22 protein-coding genes are annotated in these 20866 nt (G+C 71.2%); 15 read left to right on the top strand and 7 right to left on the bottom strand.

What is annotated here, in order from left to right; translation table 11 throughout:
• Nucleotides 1–341 precede the first annotated feature (341 nt).
• Genes ACWDX9_RS00535 through ACWDX9_RS00520 form a run of 4 tightly spaced genes read left to right on the top strand, consistent with a single transcriptional unit; the run spans nt 342 to nt 3546 of the window.
• Nucleotides 342–1541 carry a hypothetical protein gene (locus ACWDX9_RS00535; protein WP_364245304.1) on the top strand — a complete coding sequence of 400 codons (1200 nt, stop codon included), beginning with the start codon at nt 342–344 and terminating at the stop codon, nt 1539–1541.
• On the top strand, nt 1538–2536 hold the full coding sequence (locus ACWDX9_RS00530) for a hypothetical protein (RefSeq protein ID WP_449947288.1): 999 nt from the start codon (nt 1538–1540) through the stop codon (nt 2534–2536). The genes ACWDX9_RS00535 and ACWDX9_RS00530 overlap by 4 nt, the downstream gene beginning before the upstream one ends.
• A 41-nt stretch (nt 2537–2577) precedes the next feature.
• Nucleotides 2578–3099: a MarR family winged helix-turn-helix transcriptional regulator gene (locus tag ACWDX9_RS00525; protein ID WP_449947286.1), complete on the top strand. Its 522-nt coding sequence runs from the start codon at nt 2578–2580 to the stop codon at nt 3097–3099.
• 42 nt (nt 3100–3141) lie between these two features.
• The gene (locus tag ACWDX9_RS00520) at nt 3142–3546 is read left to right on the top strand and encodes an STAS domain-containing protein (RefSeq protein ID WP_449947284.1); all 405 of its coding nucleotides are present in this window, start codon (nt 3142–3144) and stop codon (nt 3544–3546) included.
• A gap of 11 nt (nt 3547–3557) precedes the next feature.
• Here ACWDX9_RS00520 and ACWDX9_RS00515 read toward each other — a convergent pair whose 3' ends face one another.
• Nucleotides 3558–4964 carry a dihydrolipoyl dehydrogenase family protein gene (locus ACWDX9_RS00515; protein ID WP_449947282.1) on the bottom strand — a complete coding sequence of 469 codons (1407 nt, stop codon included), beginning with the start codon at nt 4962–4964 and terminating at the stop codon, nt 3558–3560.
• A 167-nt stretch (nt 4965–5131) separates the two neighbouring features.
• Between ACWDX9_RS00515 and ACWDX9_RS00510 the strand changes: the two genes are divergently transcribed.
• Nucleotides 5132–6220, top strand: coding sequence for a sialidase family protein (locus tag ACWDX9_RS00510; RefSeq protein ID WP_449947279.1), 1089 nt, complete (start codon nt 5132–5134; stop codon nt 6218–6220).
• An 18-nt stretch (nt 6221–6238) separates the two neighbouring features.
• On the opposite strand, the gene ACWDX9_RS00505 is transcribed toward ACWDX9_RS00510, so the two are convergent.
• Nucleotides 6239–7756 (bottom strand): IucA/IucC family protein, encoded by a 1518-nt coding sequence (locus tag ACWDX9_RS00505; RefSeq protein ID WP_449947277.1) that lies wholly within the window; start codon nt 7754–7756, stop codon nt 6239–6241.
• 81 nt (nt 7757–7837) lie between these two features.
• Between ACWDX9_RS00505 and ACWDX9_RS00500 the strand changes: the two genes are divergently transcribed.
• The 5 genes from ACWDX9_RS00500 to ACWDX9_RS00480 all read left to right on the top strand — a co-directional run bounded on the left by ACWDX9_RS00500 (nt 7838) and on the right by ACWDX9_RS00480 (nt 12563).
• On the top strand, nt 7838–9373 hold the full coding sequence (locus tag ACWDX9_RS00500; RefSeq protein ID WP_449947274.1) for an IucA/IucC family C-terminal-domain containing protein: 1536 nt from the start codon (nt 7838–7840) through the stop codon (nt 9371–9373).
• Nucleotides 9374–9434: 61 nt separating this feature from the next.
• On the top strand, nt 9435–9950 hold the full coding sequence (locus ACWDX9_RS00495) for a SigE family RNA polymerase sigma factor (protein ID WP_449947272.1): 516 nt from the start codon (nt 9435–9437) through the stop codon (nt 9948–9950).
• Nucleotides 9947–11167, top strand: coding sequence for a hypothetical protein (locus tag ACWDX9_RS00490; RefSeq protein WP_449947269.1), 1221 nt, complete (start codon nt 9947–9949; stop codon nt 11165–11167). The genes ACWDX9_RS00495 and ACWDX9_RS00490 overlap by 4 nt, the downstream gene beginning before the upstream one ends.
• 38 nt (nt 11168–11205) lie before the next feature.
• Entirely contained in the window at nt 11206–11784 is a 579-nt protein-coding gene (locus tag ACWDX9_RS00485) for a TetR/AcrR family transcriptional regulator (RefSeq protein WP_449947266.1), read from the top strand.
• A gap of 20 nt (nt 11785–11804) precedes the next feature.
• Nucleotides 11805–12563, top strand: a complete 759-nt coding sequence (locus tag ACWDX9_RS00480; protein ID WP_364245274.1) for an SDR family NAD(P)-dependent oxidoreductase — start codon at nt 11805–11807, stop codon at nt 12561–12563.
• Nucleotides 12564–12567: 4 nt separating this feature from the next.
• Here the strand turns inward: ACWDX9_RS00480 and ACWDX9_RS00475 are convergent, their stop codons facing one another.
• The gene (locus ACWDX9_RS00475; RefSeq protein WP_449947262.1) at nt 12568–12786 is read right to left on the bottom strand and encodes a hypothetical protein; all 219 of its coding nucleotides are present in this window, start codon (nt 12784–12786) and stop codon (nt 12568–12570) included.
• The gene (locus ACWDX9_RS00470; RefSeq protein ID WP_449947260.1) at nt 12783–13226 is read right to left on the bottom strand and encodes an ATP-binding protein; all 444 of its coding nucleotides are present in this window, start codon (nt 13224–13226) and stop codon (nt 12783–12785) included. Before ACWDX9_RS00470 ends, ACWDX9_RS00475 begins: the two co-directional genes overlap by 4 nt.
• 136 nt (nt 13227–13362) lie before the next feature.
• Here ACWDX9_RS00470 and ACWDX9_RS00465 point away from each other — a divergent pair, with 136 nt between their 5' ends.
• From ACWDX9_RS00465 to ACWDX9_RS00455, 3 genes are all read left to right on the top strand, one after another.
• Complete coding sequence (locus ACWDX9_RS00465; RefSeq protein WP_449947257.1) at nt 13363–14193, top strand: helix-turn-helix domain-containing protein; 831 nt, start codon at nt 13363–13365, stop codon at nt 14191–14193.
• Complete coding sequence (locus tag ACWDX9_RS00460; protein WP_431913763.1) at nt 14180–14404, top strand: DUF397 domain-containing protein; 225 nt, start codon at nt 14180–14182, stop codon at nt 14402–14404. Before ACWDX9_RS00465 ends, ACWDX9_RS00460 begins: the two co-directional genes overlap by 14 nt.
• 228 nt (nt 14405–14632) lie before the next feature.
• Entirely contained in the window at nt 14633–14998 is a 366-nt protein-coding gene (locus ACWDX9_RS00455; RefSeq protein ID WP_449947253.1) for a DUF2809 domain-containing protein, read from the top strand.
• A 101-nt stretch (nt 14999–15099) separates the two neighbouring features.
• On the opposite strand, the gene ACWDX9_RS00450 is transcribed toward ACWDX9_RS00455, so the two are convergent.
• The gene (locus tag ACWDX9_RS00450) at nt 15100–16614 is read right to left on the bottom strand and encodes a golvesin C-terminal-like domain-containing protein (protein ID WP_449947250.1); all 1515 of its coding nucleotides are present in this window, start codon (nt 16612–16614) and stop codon (nt 15100–15102) included.
• A 322-nt stretch (nt 16615–16936) separates the two neighbouring features.
• On the opposite strand from ACWDX9_RS00450, the gene ACWDX9_RS00445 reads away from it, so the two are divergent.
• Both ACWDX9_RS00445 and ACWDX9_RS00440 read left to right on the top strand, forming a co-directional pair.
• The gene (locus ACWDX9_RS00445; protein WP_449947248.1) at nt 16937–18880 is read left to right on the top strand and encodes a family 10 glycosylhydrolase; all 1944 of its coding nucleotides are present in this window, start codon (nt 16937–16939) and stop codon (nt 18878–18880) included.
• 53 nt (nt 18881–18933) lie between these two features.
• Nucleotides 18934–20010, top strand: coding sequence for a sensor histidine kinase (locus tag ACWDX9_RS00440; RefSeq protein ID WP_449947245.1), 1077 nt, complete (start codon nt 18934–18936; stop codon nt 20008–20010).
• A 1-nt stretch (nt 20011) separates the two neighbouring features.
• Here ACWDX9_RS00440 and ACWDX9_RS00435 read toward each other — a convergent pair whose 3' ends face one another.
• On the bottom strand, nt 20012–20389 hold the full coding sequence (locus ACWDX9_RS00435) for a YbaB/EbfC family nucleoid-associated protein (RefSeq protein ID WP_449947242.1): 378 nt from the start codon (nt 20387–20389) through the stop codon (nt 20012–20014).
• Between the two features lie 14 nt (nt 20390–20403).
• Nucleotides 20404–20790, bottom strand: coding sequence for a YbaB/EbfC family nucleoid-associated protein (locus ACWDX9_RS00430; protein WP_449947239.1), 387 nt, complete (start codon nt 20788–20790; stop codon nt 20404–20406).
• Between the last annotated feature and the right edge of the window lie 76 nt (nt 20791–20866).

The following is a 20866-nucleotide window of genomic DNA, read 5'->3' as shown; positions in this document are numbered from 1 at the left end:
CCTAAACCCCGCCATGACGTGCTCTCGGTAAAAGCTTGGACGCCGCATGGGACAGTTTTGTTCGCGCGGGAAGCGGGATTTTTCCGGCTCTGGCGTCGTTACGCCGGATCGTGCCGGGTGGGGCGCCTGTGGCGCCTGTGACGATCTTCAGTTTCTGCCAGGTGCGGGCAAAGAAGCGTGTTGACGCGCGGGTGGGCGTGCGCCCGTCTGGCAATGTCTGTTTCCTACCGGTCGTGGTGGGGGGACTTATGCGTCGTGCCGGAGATGGCGAGCATTTCGATCGGTTGCTCGCCGCTGCGAGGACATATTGGGGCGAGAGCCCCAGTGGTGAGAGCTGCGTCGTGGCCGAGGCGTTCGACCAGGACATCAGAGTCGTGGTACGGACGCTCATGGTCGCGAAGGCGGTCTGCGAGCTGCTCTCCGCGCGGCTGTTCGCGCTGGTCGAGCCCGAGTGGCGGAGGCTGGCGGAGATGTTCGGGGCCGAGGGGGACGGCCGGCCGCGGGTGCCGCCGGCCGCGCTGGTCACCAGCCGGGCGGATCCGTACGTGATCAGGGACATCCCGGTCGTGCACGTCCACGGGACGGGGTCGCTGAAGGCGTACGCGATCTTCCCCGACCAGGGGCCCTGCTCGTTCCGCGAGGAGCTGCCCGCCAGGGTCGGCGCGTTCTTCGAGCGGCACGTCTGGCCGTACCGGGACACGATCAGGCCGGGCGCGGAGCGGACGGCCTGGCGGGCCAAGAGCGGCTACCAGATCCGCACGGAGACCGAGCGAAACCAGCTGCGCGACTACGGCTGCGCCCGCCTGGGCCTGGACCCGCGGCGGCCGACCATCGCGGTCTTCGGCCACACGCCGGGCGAGGACACCGAGCTGTTCCAGTCGACGGTGGACTTCGCCTCGTCGGACCCGTCGGCGAACTGGCTGTTCCTCGACCCCGTCGGCTACCCGCACTCCCGGGTGAGGTGCGTGACGGGCGCCCTGTCCACGAACCTCCTGTGGAGCATGGCGGACGTGTGCGTCACGTTCGGCGACAGCGACCTGCCCGCGTTCGGCATCCCGGTCGTCCAGGCGGGCTGGTCGGTGGGGAGCGCCTGCGGCGGCACGCACGTGGCGCGCGACCCGTCGGACATCCGCCTGTGGCTGGACGAGGCCATCGCCAAGCACGAGAAGGGCGAGTCCATCCTGGAGCCCGAGCAGCGCGACCGCGCCCGCCTGTGGCTCTGGCTGCGCCGCTGCGGCGCGGACGTGCCCACCCAGCTCCTGCCGCACTGGGAGTACGGCGTCGACTACGCGCGGGCGCTGGCCGTGAACCTGTGGCACGTGGAGCGCGACGGCGACCCTCTCTACAGCGCGGTCGCCCGCATGTGGACCAGGCGCGAACCCATGCTCACGCGGTTCGACTTCCACGACCCGGCGGGGCCGTTCATCAGGAACACCTTTGACCGGTTCCCGCGGTTCGGCGATGTCGTCCGTACCGACGAAGACCCCATGAGCAGCTTCCACGAGCCGGAAGAGTCGTCATTCACGAGGAGCACCCCATGAGCACCCCAGGATCCGCCACCGAGCTGGACCAGCTGATCCTCCCCGCGATCCCGCCCGTCCACGTGCGCAGCGGCCAGATCGCCGCGCTGCAGGTGACCGACAGGCTGCAGCGCGGCAGTTCGATCGTGGGCAGGTTCGAGACCTCGGGGCTGGCCGGGTTCAAGGTCTCGGCGCAGGGGCGCGCGCTGCGGGTGCTGGTGTCGCTGTCGACCGACGATCGGTCCGTGAGCGGCTGGGATGCCGGCAAGACCGACCTGGTCGGCCTGCAGCCGCGCCTGGTACAGGTGCGCTCCCAGGGCCGGCTGCGCCAGTGCGTGCTGCTCAGGGGGCGGCGTGCGCACGCCCAGGTGGCCTTCGACCTGACGGCGGACGAGATCCCCGACGACGGGCTGATCTGCGTCGAGGTGCTCGACATCACGGAGGGCGACGGGGTCAGCGAGGAGGTCCGCCAGGCCGTGTCGGGGCACGTCGTGGCCGACGGCGTGGCCGGGCTGCGGCTGGACAAGGTGGTGTTCGATGAGCCGCCGGCGGTGGACTTCGACCCCGACACGCTCGACGGGTTGCGCTGCGAGGTGTCCTCGCTGATCAGCGCGGGCGGCCTGGCCAACCGCAACCGGCAGGGCACGCGCGTGCTGCGCGCGGGCATGTTCGTGGTCAACCCGGTGCTGAAGGACACGTTCGGGTCGAGCGGCCGCCTCACGCTCAGGCTGGGCACGAAGGCGGAGCCGGCCAGCCTCATCCCCGCGACGTGGCGGCGGGTCAACAGCGAGTGGCGCTGGATGCGGCACGCCACCAGGAAGCTGCTGGGCATCGCGGCGCCGCCGGTGGAGCGGGTCATCAGCATCAGGGACGGGGACCTGGGGCTGCCCGAGCTGCGCACGGACGGCAACATCACCGAGCTCACGCTGCCCAGCCCCACGGACTCGCCGTACCTGGTGATCATGGGTCAGTGCCTGGGAGCGGTGCCGACGCTGGAGTCGGGCGCCACGCACTAGTACGGGCGTGAACTATCCCTGCTCGAATAAACTGCGGGGTCATGGACGACGCGGTCGAAAGGATCCTCGGGGAGTGGCGGCGCGAGCGGCCTGATCTCGATCTGACGGCCATGGGCGTCTTCGGGCGGCTCGCCCAGGTGATGCGCGTCCTGGAGCCGCGGGTCGACCGGGTGCTCACCAAGCGCGGGCTGCGGCAGGGGGAGTTCGACGTGCTGGCCGCGCTGCGCCGGGCCGGCCCGCCGTACACGCTGATCCCGTCGGAGCTGTCGGCGGTGCTGATGATGTCGCGGGCCGGGATGACCAACCGGCTCGACCGGCTGGAGGCGGCGGGACTGGTCGAGCGCAGCCTCGACCCCGCCGACCGGCGCAGCTTCCACGTCCGGCTGACCGGCGAGGGACTGCGGATCATCGACGAGACGCTCACCGAGCACGCCGCCAACCTGGCCCGCCTGGCCTCCCCGCTCACCTCCGAGGACACCGAGACGCTCGCCGCGATCCTGCGCAAGCTGCTGGACGGGCCGCTCGGCAACCCGGAGCTCCCAAAAAATCGCGAAAATCCGTGATATCCCCGCTCAGGGGGAAGTCGTTTCCTTGTGAGGAACGGCTTGTACATCGAGACGATCCGGCACCTCCATTGCACGGTCCTGCGCGCCGGCGGCGAGCTCGACCACGCGGGCCGGGTCCGCTTCAGCGCCTGCATCAAAGCGGTGTGGGACTGGAGTGTGGGGCCCGTGCTCGTCTTCGATCTTGAGGATCTGGATTTTTACGACTCGTCCGTCATTGGGGTGCTGGCCATGGCGATGCAGCGGATGGAGGAGCAGGGGAGCGGCCGGATCATCCTGGTGCGACCCTCAGACCATCTGCTGTCGGTCCTGCGGCTGACTGACCTGCTGTCGCGGGTGGAGCTGCGGGAGAGCGTGGAGGAGACGGTGGCGGAGCTGATGCTGCACAACTCAGCCCGCGGCTCACCGTCGTCCCCGCTCCCGCGCTTCTCCGCCCACCGCCACTGACCCCCCGGGCGTCAGAGGCCGTACGCCTCCAGCAGGCGCAGCCACACCTCGCTGACCGTCGGGAAGGACGGGACGGCGTGCCAGAGGCGCTCCAGCGGCACCTCGGCCGTCACCGCGATCGTGGCACTGTGCAGCAGCTCGGCCGTGCCCGGCCCGACGAACGTGACGCCGAGCAGCACCTTCCTGTCCTCGTCCACCACGGCCCTGGCCCGGCCGCGGTAGCCGTCGCCCATCAGGTAGGCCCCGGTGACCGAGCCCAGCTCGTAGTCCACCACGCGCACCCGGAACCCGTCCTCCCGGGCCACCGCCTCGGTCCTGCCGACCGCGCAGACCTGCGGATCGGTGAAGACGACCTGCGGCGCGCCGAACCCGTCCGCCAGATCCCGCATCGCGGGCAGCTCGTCGCCACGCGCCCGCGCGGCGATCACGTCACCGCAGATCCTGGCCTGGTACTTGCCCATGTGGGTGAGCAGCGCGCGCCCGTTGACGTCGCCGACCGCGTACAGCCAGCCGTCGGGGACGCCGGTCGCCCGCATGCTGTCGTCCACCTCGACGTACTTCCCGTCGGACAGGCCGACCGTGCCCAGCCCGATGTCGCCGGTCGCGGGCCGGCGGCCGGTCGCGACCAGCAGCTCGTCGGCCTCCACCGGAGGACCCTCGGACAGGTGGACCGTCACCTTCCCGCCGGGCTCGGGGCGCTCGATCCTGACGGCGTCGGTGCGGGTGCGCACCTCGATGCCCGCCTCCGCGAACGACTCGGTCACCAGCTCTCCCGCGAACGGCTCCATCCTGGCCAGCAGCCCGCCGCCGCGTACCAGCACGGTCGTCTGCCGCGCGCCGAGCCCGTGCATGGCCTGGGCCATCTCGCAGGCGACCACGCCGCCGCCGAGCACGGCCAGCCGCTCGGGGATGGCGCGGGCCGCGGTCACCTCATGGCTGGTCCAGGGCTCCGCCTCGACCAGCCCGGGAACCCGGGGCAGGGCCGCCGTGCTGCCCATGGCCAGGACGACGGCCTGCCGGGCCGTCAGCACCCGTTCGCCGCCGTCCTCGGTGGTGACGCGTACGCGCTTGGGGCCGTCGAGCCGCCCGTGCCCGCGTACGAACTCGGCCGGCACGCTCTCGATCCACCGCACCTGGCCGGAGTCGTTGTAGTTGGAGACGGTCTCGTCGCGCCGGGCCAGCACGGCCTCCGCGTCGACGGGTCCCAGCGACAGCCCGGGGACCCGCGCCACCTCGCCCATCAGGTCGACCGGCCGCAGCAGCGCCTTGCTGGGGACGCACGCCCAGTAGGCGCACTCGCCGCCGGCCAGCCGCTCCTCCACGATCGCCGCGGTCAGGCCGCCGCGGACGGCCCGGTCCGCGACGTTCTCACCGGCGGGACCGGCACCGATCACGATGACGTCGAACTCGTCAGCCACCACGCCTCCAGAAGCACTCGCTTATGAGGTGAACTCTTTCATGCCGCCGGCCCGGCCATGCTGAGGGCAGGCCGGTTGGGTGCCCCCTCTGTCGCTTACATCCCACCTCCACCGCCTGTCACACTCGTCTTCACGTCTCGTTCACCCGGCGGCCGTAGCGTGCCCGCATGGCGGATCGTTACCCGACGTCAGTGCCGTACCGGCAGCGGACGGACGGCTACAACACGTACCGGATCCCCGCGGCGGTGGTGACGAAGGCGGGCACCGTGCTGGCCTTCGCGGAGGGGCGGCACGCCTCTGCCGGGGACTCCGGCCACATCGACGTCGTGCTCAGGCGTTCCACGGACGGCGGCAGGACGTGGGGAGCGCTGCAGGTGGTCGCCACGGAGCCGCGCCGGGGCACCGCGGGCAACCCCGCGCCCGTGGCGCTGGCCGACGGCCGGATCGTGCTGGTCTTCGTCAGGCAGGGGCCGCAGGCCACCGAGGACAAGATCCGGCGCGGCCAGGTGGCGGCGGCCGACGGGCGGCGGGTGTTCGTGCAGGTCAGCTCGGACGACGGGGTCACGTGGTCGGCGCCTCGCGAGATCACCGGCAGCGTGAAGCGCTCCGAGTGGCGCTGGTACGCGACCGCTCCAGGCCACGCCGTCGCGCTGCGCGGCGGGCGGATCGTGGTCCCCGCCAACCACTCGCTGCCGCCCGGCGGGTCCGACAACGGAACCGAGGGCAAGTACAACGGCGGCCACGGGCTGCTGAGCGACGACGGCGGCCAGACCTGGCGCATCGGGTACGTCGACGACAACCCGGACGGATACGTCAACGTCAACGAGACCACGGCCACCGAGCTGCCGGACGGGCGCCTCTACCTCAACACGCGCACCGAGTCCACCGCCCCCGGCACCAGGGCCGACGCCTACTCGGCCGACGGCGGCCAGACCCTCCTGCTGCCCTTCCGGCCCCAGGCGGGGCTGGTGGGGCCCGTGGTGGAGGGCAGCACGCTGTGGTGCTCGTCGCCGGACGTGCTCCTGTTCTCGGGGCCGGCCGCGCCGGACGCGCGGGCGCTGATGACCGTACGCGCCAGCGACGACCTGGGGGTGACCTGGCGGGTCGCGCACACGGTGTCGGGGCTGCCGGCGGCCTACTCCGACCTGGTCCGGGTGGACGGGGACACGGTGGGCCTGCTGTTCGAGACCGGCGACTTCGGCGCGTACGAGAGCATTGCCTTCCGCCGCCTCCCCGTCGCCGAACTCGCCCCCTGATCCAACAAGCGCTGACCGTTACGCGCCGAGCGGGTTGGGCAGCCTGGTCCAGCTGTCACCGGGCGGCGCGCCCTCCAGGCGGGCGAGCAGGTGGGCCTTGACCGTGAGGTGCGGGCCGAACAGGGCCTCGCGGTCCTCGGCGCACGCGAACTCCGCGGAGCGCGCGGCCGCGGCCACGACGTCCCACAGCCGGGACTCGGCGGCCCGGTCGCCCTGGCAGAACAGCGCGATCAGGCTGCCGAACGTGGTGCCGACGAGCCCGCCGAAGAGCTTGGCGTGCAGCGTCCCGGGGTCGTCGGTGAGCAGCCTGGCGCTGACCGGCGGCGCCTCGATCCCGTTGCGGGCGAGCCTGGCGGGGCTGATCCTGACATCGGCCAGGTCGCGGTAGACCAGCCGGCGCGGGAGGCCGTCCGGGTCGAGCTCGACGAGCAGGTTCTGGCCGTGCGCCTCGAGCGCCACGCCGAGCGCCAGCAGGCCCAGCGCGTCCCTCCAGACCAGGCGGGCGAACGCGGCCAGCCAGGCCGCCGGGTCCCGCACGGTCGCCCGGGTGACGGCGCCGACGGGGATCGCGTTCCCGGTCGGCTCGCGGAGCATGGCCGACACGTCGGGGCTGTGCTCGCCGTTCACCTTCCCGGCGGCGCCGGCCAGGTAGCGGGCGATGCCGAGCCGCCCGCCCAGCCGCCCGCCCAGCCGGGCGGACAGGGTGGAGAGCAGGTCCGACAGGTGGACGCAGTCGCGTACCGAGCCGGGGGAGATGTCCCTGACGCCGGAGGTCATCCGGGTGCTGAACGCCGTCTTGACGTGCGGGCCGCCGTCGAGAGGCGCGAGGGTCCGTACGGACATCAGGGGGCGGGCCGGGACGGCGCCCGTGACGTGCGGGCGCAGGCCCAGCGCGGGCAGGACGTGGGCGCTCTGCCAGGGGTGCACGGGGAGCAGGAGCCGGTCGCCGTCCATGAGCGCGGCCGGCCACGGGCCCGAGACCAGGCAGTCCGCGGCGGGCAGCGCGAGCAGGTCCAGGCGGACGACGGCGCGGTGCTCCGGCATGTAGGCGAGCTGCTCCGCCACGGAGACGCCGGGGCGGCTGCGGCAGCCCGGGTGGTACGGATGGCCGTCCACCACGCTCTGCTCGTACTCCTCGGGGGTGGCCGGGACGCGGGCGGGCTCCGCGCGGGACAGCGCCAGCGAGGCCACGCTGTTGTCCAGGTCCTCGACCAGCCCGGCGGTGCCGGGCAGGCCCAGGGCGGCGAGCAGTTCGGCGGGGTGCGTGTGGGGGTGGCCGTCCAGCCAGAGCGCGGGCTCGCCCCCGAGGTCGTACGGCTCCCGCGCCGACCCGGTGAGCGCGCGGCCGTCCGCCAGATCGACGCGGGCCCGTCCCCGCGTGCCCAGGAGCCCGGGGAGCGGTTCGTGGAGGAGGCTGCGCCAGAGGCGGCCGAGTACGGCGGCCCGCGCGTCCGGGAGGGCCGCGATGTACGCCGCCGAGAGCTCCGGGCGCACCAGGGAAAGGTCGGCCGCGAATTCCGCCTCCCAACGCCTCATATTTCCCACCATTTCCAGGAAACCCGCCCAGTAGCTACCCTGTTGGCACCAATAGGGACAAAGGGTAGGGATAAGGTCGCCATGGCACCTACCGACGGCCTTCTTCCTCTCCCGCGAGAGGCACAGACAGACGCCGCGAACCTCGCGACGACGGCACTGCTCAACTGCCTGATCCGCGAAGTGGCCCGGCCCGCGCGCGCCGGGGCTTTCCTGCTGCCCGCGACCGGCCGGCTCCTGCGCGTCGCCGGCGGGCGGTTCCCGGACCGGGCCGAGCAGCGGACGCCCGACGGCTGGCGCCCCCTTTCCCTGGACGACCTGGTCGCGCTGACGGCCGCCGAACTGCGTGCGGGGACCGGCGTCGACAACGACACGCTGCCCGCCGAGATCACGCACAGCCGGGACGTCATGGCCGCCCTGCTGGCCGCCAGGCGGGCCGCGACGCCGCCCGCGGACCTCTACCTGCGTTCCGAACAGGCCCTCGTCGCCGGCCATCGCTACCACCCCGCGCCCAAGGCCCGCGGCGGGTCCGGTCCGGGGGCCTGGCTCCCGTACGCGCCGGAGGCGTACGCGAGCTTCGAGCTGCCGCTGTTCGGCGTGCCGGCCGAGCGGCTGGTGGAGGTGGGGGAGGCCGGCGCACTCGACCGGCTGGGGCCGCCTCCCGGCGACGGCCTGGCCCTGCTGCCCGCGCATCCCTGGCAGGTGGAGCTGCTGGGCGGCCCGCCGCTGCGCCACGTGGGCGTCACCGGGGTCCTCGCGTCGCCGACCTCGTCGATCCGTACGGTGTACCTGCCCGAGCTGGACCTGTTCTGCAAGTTCAGCCTGGACGTGCGGATCACGAACGACATCCGGCGGCTGTGGCTGCGCGACCTGAGCCGGCTGGCCGTGATGGCCGAGGTCGTCGGACAGGCGTTCGACGACCTGCCCGACCACGTGGCCCGGCCCGCCGTGCTGCGCGACCGCGGCTACCGCAGCGCCGAGCTGGACCGGGACGGCGGGGAGGCGCTGGCGGTGATCGTCCGCGACGGCCTGCGCGAACACGTGAGCCCGGGGCTGACGGTGCTGCTCGCGGCCGGGATCAGCGAGGGTTTCCCCGGCAACCCGCTCGACGGGCTGGGCGAGGAGCTCGCGCTCGTGTGGTGGGAACGGTATCTCGACCACGTGGTCCCCCCGCTCCTGCACGCCTACTTCCGCCATGGGGTCGTGCTGGAGTGCCATCTGCAGAACGTGCTGATCGCGGTGGACGAGCACGGGCTTCCCGCGCAGGCCGTCTTCCGCGACCACGAGGGGGTCAAGCTCGTCGCGGAGCGGCACCCGTCGCTGAAGGGCATCGGGGGTGCGCGGGCGTGGGAGCGGCTGGTGTACTGCCTGGTGACCAACAACCTCTGCGAGATCGCGGGAGCCCTGGCCGAGCGCCATCCGGGGTTGCGGCGGGAGCTGTGGGCGCGGGCCAGGACGGTGTTCACGGGGTGCGGCAAGGATCACGGGGATCCGGACGAGCTGCGCGATCTGCTGGCCGCCACGCACATCCCGGCCAAGGCCAACCTGCTGCTGCGCTGGCTGAACGCCGGGGGCGGCGACATGCGGGCCGTGCCCGTACCCAATCCCCTGGCCCCGTGACCTGGGACGCATAGTGGGGTGGCCGGGGGGCGTCTGAGGGGGTGACGACTATCCCCTGGAGGTGATCGTGGACGTCGCGGACGAGCAACGTTTCCGCGAGTTCGTCTCTGCGCGCTCCCCCGCACTCATGCGACTCGGGTTCCTGCTCACCGGTGGTGACCAGCACGCGGCCGAGGACCTGGTGCAGACCGCGCTGGCGAAGCTGGCGAGCCGGTGGCGGCGGGTGGACGCGCCTGAGGCGTACGCCAAGCAGATCATGTACCGCCAGCAGATCAGCTGGTGGCGGGCGAGCAGGCGGCGCGGCGAGGTCGTGCAGGCGGAGCCGCCCGAGCTGGCGGACCGGGACCTCAACCACCAGAGCGAGCTGCGCATGGTGTTGCGGTCGGCGCTGGCGCGGCTCACGGCGCGGCAGCGCACCGTGCTGGTGCTGCGGTATTTCGAGGATCTGCCCGAGCAGGACGTGGCGCGGGCGCTGGGCTGTTCCGTCGGAACGGTCAGGAGCACGGCGCACAGGTCGCTGGCCCGCCTGCGCGAGATCGCCCCCGAACTGGCCAAGGAACTGGAGGTGGCCAAATGACGCGGCTGCTCAGGGACACGCTGCAGGAGTGGGCCGACGAGACGAGGGTGCCGCACGATCTGGCGGACCGGGCGCTGCGGAGGCGTGCCTGGAAGCCCGTCGGCATGGTGGTGCTGGCCGTGGGGCTGGTGGCGGCGATCGCGCTGTCCGCCGTGGGCCTGCGCGGCGCCGGGCCGGACGTGCGCGACCCGCAGGCCACCATGCGCGCGGCCACCGGCGTCACGCTGCCCCCACGCCCGTCGCCCGCGCCGACGGACGTGCGGACCGACACGGAGCACAGCCCGCCGGTCAAGCTGATCGCCGCGGGACGCATGGCCGTGTCCGCGTATTACACCACCCGGCGGGAGCGGATCTCGGACAACGAGCAGCGGGTCGTGTACAGGTGGTCGCTGTACGACCCGCGCACCGACGGCTACGAGGAGACCTCGTGGGCCTGGGTGGACGTGGCCCCGGGGCTGCAGGTCGCCGCCGTGCTGGATGGGGAGCTGATCAGCAGGCGGCTGGGGATCCTCGACCTGAACACCCGGCAGATCCTGAAGTGGATCGACCTGGAGCACCCGGTGGGGTCGGTCACGTGGTCCCCCGACGGCACCAAGGTCCTGGCCACGGCGTACTCGAGCTACCCGGATGTCCTGCAGGGGAAGGGCGACCAGGCGGTCCCGATGGGGAACAGCCCCCGCGCCGGCTACTACATCGTCGACGTGGAGGCGGGCACGGCCGACTACCACGAGCTGCCGGCGATGGGCGATGCGCTGCACAACGACGACAAGCCCTTCAACATCAACGGTCGCCAGGACCTCGGCTGGAGCCTGGACGGCACGATGCTCTGGGCCCCCACCAGCACCACTCCGGACCGGGTCTTCTACACCCTCGACGGCGAGCAGGGGGAGTGGCCCAAGGGGGAACGATACGTGGACTACTCGCACATCTCGGCGACCTCCCCGAACGGCCGCCTGGTCCTGGGCCCAGACGGCCTGCCGACCAAGATCACGGACGCGGGGACGGGCCAGGTCGTCGGGCAGCAGCGGGTGCTGCAACTGCACGCCTGGGCCGACGACGACAACGTCATCGCCATGGGGTGCGCAGGGTCGTGCGGGAGCGAGTTCAACAACGGGCTGGTCCTGGTGAGCGTGGACGGTCAGCGGACGACGCAGCTCGGCGCGAACCGCCGGTCCGACCAGGACGGCTCCTGGCGATGGGTGCTCACTCCCAGGTAACTGGATCGATCGTTCTTGAATGTGCTAGCTTTGGCCCCGTGGCAAGGAGCAAGGAGTTCGATCCCGAGGTCGCGTTGCAGAAGGCCCTGGAGCTGTTCTGGGAGCGCGGATACGAGGCGACGTCGATGGCGGACCTCGTGGAGCACCTCGGGATCGCCCGGGCGAGCATCTACGGCACCTTCGGCGGCAAGCGCGAGCTCTACCTGAAGGCGCTGGAGCGTTACCTGGAGCAGCACAACGTGGTCGAGCGGCTGTCCCAGCCGGGGCCCGCGCTGCCCGCCGTCCGGGCCTTCCTCGACTCGTACGTCGCGGAGTGCCTGGCCGACGAGCTGCGGCGGGGCTGCATGGTGGTGAACACGGCGGTGGAGTTCGCCACGCGCGACGCCGCCGTGTCCCGCAAGGTGACGGAGAGCTGGGCGGGGCTGGAGGCCGTGCTCGCCGCCACCCTGGTCCGGGCGCGGGCACAGGGCGAGATCCCGGCGGAGAAGGACCCGTACGCGCTGGCCAGGTTCCTGCTCGTGCTGCTGCAGGGCATCAGGGTGCTCGGCAGGGCCGACCCCGATCCGCGCCGCCTGCGCGACGCGGTCGACCAGGCCATGGTCGCCGTCCAAATTTGAGAACGATTGGTATGGAATAGATGAATCGCTTTGAGGGCAAGGTCGCCCTGGTCACCGGCGCGAGCGGCGTCCTGGGACGGGCCGCGGCGCTGGCGTACGCGGGTGAGGGCGCTTCCGTGCTGGTCGCGGGGCGCGACACGGCCAGGCTGGCCGAGGTCGTGAAGCTGATCGAGGAGCGGGGCGGGCGGGCGAGCGCGTTCGCCGTGGACGTCACGCGGTCGGCCGAGGTCGCCGCCATGGTCGAGGCCGCGGTCTCCCGGTACGGGGGCCTCGACGTCGCGCTCAACGCGGCCGGCGTCTTCGGCATGCTCGCGCCGCTGGCCGACTACGACGAGGACGTCTGGGACACTGCGCTCGCGGTGAACCTCAAGGGCGTGTTCCTGTCGATGAAGCACGAGATCGCCCACATGCGCGCCCACGGCGGCGGTGTCATCGTCAACGTGGCCTCCAACCTGGGCGCCCACTGGCGGCTGCCCGGGGCCGCCGCGTACGCCGCCTCGAAGGCCGGGGTGAGCTTCCTGACCCGCACCGCCGCCCGCGACCACATCGCTGACGGCGTACGGATCAACGCCGTCAGCCCCGGCCCGATCGACTCGCCCATGGCGACGCGGCCCGGCGAGACCCGGGAGGAGCGGGACGAGCGCATGAGGGGCGCGCTGCCGATCGGCCGGGTCGCCACGCCGGAGGAGGTCGCGGCGGCGGCGCTGTGGCTGTCGTCGGCGGAGTCGAGCTTCGTCGTGGGCCAGGACCACGTGATCGACGGCGGCGCCACCGCCTGACCGGTCATTCTGCTCGACCACGGACTCTGCCCTGCGGTCCGTTCGAGTTGGCCCTGCCGCGCGTTTCCTCCTCCAGACGCTCGAACAACTCCGGCAGGGTCGCGGCGCACCGTACGTTGGACAGCGGGCTGTGCTCGGACACCAGAACGGTGCGGATGGCGATGTAGCCGCCTCCGGCGCCTTCGATGATCTCCCAGCCGGGAATCCTCCTGATCGCCGTCACGGCACGCCCGCTACGAGGTCGGCCCACACGACGCGATGCCCCTCCTCGGTGACGTGCGTGCCGCATCTGGCGCTCAGCCGGGCCACGATGCCGAGGCCGCGACCCGACTCCTCCATGGGGCCCAACTGGCGAGGGACGAAGCGCGGCTCCGGTTCCGGAGCGCCCGGGTCGATCACCTCAAGGCGGACGAAGCCGTCGCCGAAGCCCAGCCGGACCTTCACCCAGTCGCGCCGCCTGCCGCCCGGGACGTGCCGGATGACGTTGGCCACCAGTTCGGAGACGATCTGGAGCGCGTCGGAGCGGACCGTCGGATGGCTGTCGGTGAGCCAAAGCCCGGTCGCCTGCCGCGCCTGCCACGACGTCTTGTCGTTGCGGCGCAGCGTCGTATCGCGCCATAGGACGACATCGGCGAGCTCTGCTGATGTGGTTCTTGCCCGCACAAAATCACCGCCTTTGTTCTGTTACGCCGATATTTGGCTCGGACAACAGGCTGACCAGGTGTCTGGAAGCACTTCCCAGGGTGCCGCCGCCGGGCTATTTTGTAATCGGCTCGTCACAGTCCGTTTCCAGACGGACGTGCTGGTGCTTGTCCGGGTCCTGAGAAAGGGCGGAGGCATGACAGAGGTTTACGGCGAGGTACTGAAGAAGGCGCGTAACGCGGCAGGTCTTTCCCAGACGGCTCTGGGGGACCTGCTCTCATGCAGCGAGAGCCTGGTCGGCCTGATCGAGCGCGGCAAGCGGAGGCCGGGCAAGAAGTTCACCCTGGCGGCCGAGGCGATTCTGGGGCTGAACGGGGAGCTCTTCGGGCTCCTGCCGAACACCACCGTCATGTCCACTCCGAAGTGGTTCAGCGAGTGGCCGAAGGTGGAGGAAAGGGCACACACCATCCGAACCTGGCAACCGCTCGTGATCCCAGGGCTCCTCCAGACGGCTCGCTACGCGCGGGCCATGCTTTCTGTTGCACCAAGGGCCACCGAGCAGTGGGTCGAAGAAGCCGTCGAGACGCGGCTTCGGCGACAGTCGGTGTTCGAGCGCGAGGATCCACCCATGTACTGGGCCCTGCTCGACGAATGCGTGCTCCTTCGGCCGGTTGGCGGAAAGGACGTGATGCGCGAGCAGTTGGAGCATTTGCTGAAAATGGCCGGGCGGCCCAACATCTCGTTCCAGATCGTGCCCCTGGAAGTGGGCGCCACGGCAGGTGTGCTCGGAGGCTTCGCCCTCGCCCAGGGGTGCGACATGCAGGACCACGTCTACCTCGAAGACGCCGTGCAGGGTGCCGTATCCGCTCGCGAAGAGATGGTAAGGGGCGTTAACGTCATATACGACGCAATCCACAAATGGGCACATCCCATGCACGTGAGCCAGCGCCTAGTTCGTGAGGTGGCAGCGAAGTATGAAGATCAGTGACGAGTTGCGCGCCGAGTTGGATGCCGCGCAGTGGACGAAGTCCACGCTCTCCGGCCCGAACGGAGGGGACTGCCTCTACGCGGCCAAGCTGAGCGGTGACCGGTACGCGATCCGGGATTCCGAGCAGCCCGATGTCCCGCCGATGATCGTACGCGGAGGCGTCTTCCGCGCCTTCGTGGGCGGCGCGAAAATCGGCGAATTCGACTTCTGACCCGGAAGCGACGCGCCCTGACATGCAGCCCGCCGTGAACAGGTGAGGATGCAGGCAGCCGGCCGCTTGGCACAGGGCGCGTCGACGCCGATCCGCTGTTGCGGGAGATGGACGTGCCGCGCCGCTGCCGGATCCTGGCCGACGCCTACGGAATGTATGCCGCCATAGGGGACGAACTCTATGATCAGGTCGTCCTGATCGTTGAGATTCGGAGAAGATGTCAATCTCATGCGCCGCACCATGGTCCTTCTGGGTGGCGCCGCCCTCGCCGTCGGCGCGTTCGTCCTCTTCTACCGGGGCCCGGGACAACCGTTCATCCGCGGTTACGTGAGCGACGTAGCCGCCACCATGCTGGTCTACGCGTTCTTGGGGCTGCTGTGGCGCACCACCGCCGCACGCCGCGCCGTGGCCACGGCCGCGATCGCCGCCGCCGTCGAGTTCTACCAAATAGTCGGCATGACCCCGCCGGGGATCGGCGGTGTCCTGGTCGGTGCGTTCCCCGACCCATGGGACCTGGTCGCCTATGCCATCGGTGTGATCGCGGCCCTGGCCTGGGAACGCCGATGGGTCCGATCTGGTGATCAGACCGGCTGACTCTCGGACACCACCCCACCGGCACGGCATGTCGCCCTGAGACGTAAAGGTACGGCCCGCTCCCTCGCTGCGGAGAGGACGCGGGCCGTACGAGGTGATTCTCAGACCCGGCTGATGCGGACGGCGTCGGCGATGACGTAGCCCGTGCCCGAGGTCCAGCGGCTCACGCCGACGGCGTTGTACGTGCCGGCGTTGAGCGAGAAGGTGCCCAGGCTCTTCCAGGCCCCTCCGCCGGAGCGTTGGTCGACGTAGACGGTCTGGTTGCCGCCCGACGCCGCCACGATGAACGGCGCCGAGCTGTTGTATCCGGGATCGTCCGGATACCAGACCTCGACCCGGTACGTGCCCGCGCTCGGGATGGTCGCCGAGTACCACGCCGGGTCGCTGGCGGCGACGGGGTCGGCGTAGCGGTAGTCGGCGCCGTAGCGCTGGCTGGAGTAGGTGGAGGTGCCCCAGTTCGCGCTGGCGGTGAACTGGCCGGAGGTGGTGTTGTCGATGGTCGTGGACCACGACGGGGTGCCGCCACCGGTCACGTAGTTCATGTACGTGGTCCAGTTCCAGTACGAGCCCGGGTCGGTGTGGGTCGCGCCCGGGACCTCGTTGTGCCCGATGATGTGGCTGCGGTCCTTCGGGATGCCGTACTTGTCGCAGATGGCCTTGGTCAGGGCCGCGGAAGCCCGGTACATCGCGTCGGTGAACCACGAGGCGTCGGCGACGTAGCCCTCGTGCTCGATGCCGATGGACCTGGTGTTGTAGCTCCAGTTGCCGGCGTGCCAGGCGATGTCCTTGTCACGCACCATCTGGGTGATGGCGCCGTTGGAGGACTTGACCACGTAGTGGGCGGAGACCTGCGCGGCGGAGTTCTGGAACCAGGAGATGGTGCCGGCGTACGAGCCCTGGGTGACGTGGATGACCACCCGGTCGATGGCGTAGGCCGACGGGCGGCTGGAGGCGGTGTAGTTGCTGGAGCTGGCGGCCACCCACGCGGCCGGCGGGTAGTCGGGGCTGGCCACCGCGGCCTGCGCGTTCAGCTGGCGGGCCTTGGCGAGCTCGCCCCGGTCGGCGGTGACCTCCTGCGGCTTGACCTTGACGCCGCGGATGTCGATGCCGAGGCCGAGCTGCTCGTACACGGCGTCGGCGTAGAGGCGGGCCAGCTCGGGCGAGGAGGCGTTGCCGTACTTGGCCACGGCCTGGTACCAGCGCCCGGCGTCCTTCCTGGCCGTCTCGTCGAGGCCCAGCCCGTCGGCGAGGGTACGCAGCACGGTCGCGCCGCCGAGGATGTTCGCCTCGTCGTCGGCCTTCAGCTTGTCGGCCGGGAGCTTGGTCAGCTCGGCGGCCTTCTCGAGCGAGTGGTTGGTCGGATTGCTGACCAGGTGCATCACGCCGTATCCGCCGCTGGCGCTGGGCTCGCCCTTGTGGCCGTCGAGGTGGGTCTCGGCGTAGGCGAGCGCGACGAGCAGGTCGCGGGGGACGTCCTGCGCGGCGGCCGCCTTGGCGAACGCCGCTTGGAGCGGGCTGTCCTTGGCCACCGCCAGGGCGGGCTGGCCTGCGGTGATGAGGAGGACGGCGAGGGTCGAGGTGGCGAGGGCTGCTAATCGCGTGCGGACGAGAGTCATGGGGGTGCTCCTCGTTGGTGGTAAGCGGCGCACCGTTGGCGCGCGGAACCTGCTACCTCCGGGTGGACCGCTAGACGCGCCCACCGTATGGCACGTCTTGACATATGTCGATAATTGACATTACTCACGTGTTAGGTGAAACTTTTCGCCCCTTTGACGGCGTTCGTCCGGTGTCGAAGCCGCCTGGGGGAAGAGGTTCGAGTGCCGCTTCGAAGAGAGCGGGCGCGCCTGACGTGGTGCGTGTTCTGCGCCCCGAGATTGGGCCCCACCGAAGCGGTGAAGACTATTGCACTTTCTCCTGAACGCGCTGAAACTTCTCTTCGTGATCGCGTTGCGCGCTGCTCTCGCGGCCTTCGCCGTACTCGTCCATCTTGTGACCTCCACTTTCTCCGCCGCCGCGGCCGCCTGCACGCCTGACCCCGCCACCCCGAAACGCCAGCTCAGGGCCATGTGGATCTCCACGGTCGCGAACATCGACTGGCCCAGCGGCACGGGGCTGAGCGCGGCGAAGCAGCAGGCCGAGTTCCGCGCGTGGCTGGACATGGCCGTGCAGAAGCGGATGAACGCCGTGGTCGTGCAGATCAGGCCCACGGCCGACGCGTTCTGGCCGTCACCGTTCGAGCCGTGGTCGGAGTGGCTGAGCGGCACCCAGGGCGGGAACCCCGGGTACGACCCGCTGGCCTTCATGGTCAACGAGGCGCACGCGCGCAACCTGGAGTTCCACGCCTGGTTCAACCCGTACCGGATCGCCAACCACGCCGATCCGAACAAGCTCGTGGCCACGCACCCCGCGCGGCAGCACCCCGAGTGGCGCTTCGCGTACGGCGGGAAGCTCTACTACAACCCGGGCATCCCGGCGGTACGCGCCTTCATCGAGGACGCGATCATGGACGCCGTCTCCAAGTACGACGTGGACGGCGTGCACCTCGACGACTACTTCTACCCCTATCCGGTGGACGGACAGACCATCCCCGACGCGGGCACGTTCGCGCAGCACGGCGGCGGGATCGGCAACATCGCCGACTGGCGGCGCAACAACGTCAACCTGCTCGTGCAGGAGCTGGGCCAGCGCATCCACACCGCGAAGCCGCACGTGTCGTTCGGGATCAGCCCGTTCGGCATCTGGCGCAACTCCTCGACCGACCCGCTGGGCTCGCGCACGTCCGGGTTGCAGTCGTACGACGCGATCTACGCCGACAGCCGGAAATGGGTCAAGCAGGGCTGGGTGGACTACATCTCGCCCCAGATCTACTGGCACATCGGCTTCTCCGCCGCCGCCTACGAGGTGCTCACGGCCTGGTGGTCCGACCAGGTGCGGGGCACCGGCGTGCAGCTCGTCGTCGGCCAGGCCGCCTACCGCGCCGGAGCCTCCGGGCAGGACGCCGCCTGGCAGGACCCGGCGGAGCTGAGCGACCACCTGACCGACAACCGCCGGCATCCCGAGGTGTCCGGGGACATCTTCTTCAGCGCGAAGGACGTCAAGGCGGACCGGATCGGGTCGTTCACCCGGGTGGTGAACGCCCACTACACCAAGCCCGCGCTGCTGCCCGCCCGCGGCTCGGCGGCGGCGCCGCCCGCGCCCGCGATCACCTCGGCCACCCAGGGCTCGACCGGCGTCCAGCTCGCGTGGACGGGCTCGGGCACGTACTACGCGGTGTACCGGGTGAACGGGTTGCAGTCCACCGCGGACCCGTGCTCCTTCGCCGACGCCCGCAACCTGCTCACGACGACCCGCAAGACGTCCTTCACGGACTCGTCCGCCGCCTCCGGGGCGTTCACGTACTACGTGACCGCCCTCAACCGCACCCACCAGGAGAGCGCGCCCAGCACGGGCAAGCCCGTGGGGCAGTCCGGCGACGGGTTCAGCGTCGTGATCGACAACTCGGACGCGGGCTTCATCGCCAGCTCGAACTGGGGCACGTCCGCCTTCTCCGGACAGTTGCACGGCGCCGACTACCGCTTCGCCAACCCGGTCTCGGCCAGCGATCCCGCCTGGTACCAGACGACCATCCCCAGCGCCGGGACCTACCGGGTGGAGGTGTGGTACCCGGCCGACTCCGGCTACAACAGCGCGACGCCGTACATCGTCGCCACCTCCGGCGGGAACCAGACGGTCACCGTGGACCAGCGCAGCGGCGGCGGGCAGTGGCGGGTGCTGGGCACGTACACGCTGGCGGCGGGCACGTACAACGTGGTCGGGGTGAGCCGGTGGACCTCGGCGACGGGCTACGTCATCGCCGACGCCGTCCGCATCACCAAGACCTGAGGTCGCCCGGTTGGAGGCTGGGCAGGGCCGGTGCGTGATCGTACGATGAGCCGGTGGACGGTGTCCGTCCGCGGCCGATCGACGCGGTCGCGGTCCTGGCCGCGGGAGGCTTGACGCTGGCGACCGGCTACACCGGCCCGGTCCTCGTGGTCCTGCTCGTGGCGGCGGTGCCGGTGCTCTGGACGCGCAGGGCGCCGCTCACCGTCGCCTGGGTCAGCGCGGGGACGGCGATCGCCCTGCCCGTGCTGTCGGTGGTCTGGCACGTGCCGCTGCCGGACGCTGCGCCGCTCTGGCCGCCCACGTGCGCCTTCGCCGCGTACGGCGCGATGGCGTTCGCGGCGGAGCGGTATCGCGGCATCCAGCGCTGGCTGCCGGTGATCATCCTGGGCCTGGCCGTCCTGTCGCTGCCCGACCGGCTCCCGCTGATCCTGCGCACCGAGGCGGCGCTCGCCCTGGCCACCCTGTACGGCATGTACGTGGCCGTCCGGGAGCGACTGCGCCGCGAGCTGGCGGAGCGGGCCCAGCGGGTCGAGCGCGAACGGCTGGCGGGCGAGATGCACGACGTCGTCACCCACCGGGTCAGCCGGATGGTGCTCCAGGCCGGGGTGCTGGCCATGGCGGCGCGCGACGAGCGCGGGAGGGCGGCGGCGGAGGAGATCCGGGCGACCGGGTTCGAGGCGCTGGACGAGCTGCGTCACATGGTGGCGCTGCTGCGGCGCGGCACCGGGGAGGGCTTCGACCTGGGGCTCCCGCTGCCCGACCTGCGGCCGCTGGTCACCGAGTCGGCCTGCGCGGGCGTCCCCGCGGAGCTGGTGGTGGACGGCACGCCGGTGCCCGTGTCGGGCGTGGTGGGGCGCACCGCGTACCTGATGGTCGAGGAGGCCCTCACCAACGTCCGCAAGCACGCGCCCGGGGCGGAGGCGCGGGTGCGGGTGCGCTATCGCCCGGGATCGGTACGGATCGCCGTGCGCAACACCCCCGGCCAGCCGGACGCCTGGGTCGGCGGCGCCGGACCCGGGATGGGGCTGCTGGACCTGCGGCGGCAGGTGGAGCTGGTGGGCGGCACCCTGGAGACCTGGGAGGACCGGGAGGGCGGCTTCCGGGTCGAGGCGACGTTCCCCACGTCGTAGGTCACCGCCAGTCGTTCAGCATCCGCTCGAACTGGGCGTTCGCCTCCGCGGGGTCGTAGCCGGGCAGGGCCTCGCGCATGAGGTCCTCGGTCTGGCGCTGGGCGTCCGCGCACGCCTCGCCCACCGCGGCGAGCGTCTGCTCGGCCAGCTCGTGGCTGTTCAGGCGGGTCGCGCGCGGGCCGTACCGGACGTCCAGGACGCGCCCGTTGACGTCGACGGTCGCCTTGACCTGGCCGGCCGCCGCCTCGCCGGTGCCGACGATCTTTTCGAGGTCCTCCTGGGCCGCCTCCAGCCAGGCCAGCATCCGCTCACCCTGGCGGGCGACCTCGTCCACGTCCTGTTCCCTGATGTTGGCCGGGTCGTAGGGATGGCCGAACACACTTGCCTCCGAGCCTAGAGAAGGTCGCGGGTCGCCTGCTCGACCCGCCGGCGTACGAACGTCTCGTCGAGCGGCTCGGGCAGGTTCGCGGCGCCCATGGCCTCGTCCGCGATCACCGCCGCCTTGCGAGCCGCGTCCTCCTGCGCCGCCTGGAGCACGGCGGTCACCTCGCGTCCGAGCGCAGCCTCGCCGAGCCGCAGGGCGCGCGGGTCGATGCGCAGGCGGGTCAGCCCGCCCTGGCCGTCGGCGGCCGCCTCGATCAGCCCGTCCTTGCTCTTGGCCAGGCCCTCCAGCTGCCGGATCGCGGCCTGTGCCGCGCGCAGGTCACGGATGGCCCGCCGGCCCTGGGCGAAGTAATCCTCCAGGTAGGCGGCGTCGTTCTCGGGTGTGGGGAAGGACATGGCGACCTCCAGTCGTCAGGAGAGCGGACCAAGTCTAGACATACAACGACAAGATCCTTACTTGGCGATGTAGATC

The organism is Nonomuraea sp. NPDC003201, assembly GCF_053590415.1.
Note: the sequence above shows the minus strand (reverse complement) of the source record. Positions and strands in the feature narration are given on the sequence as shown.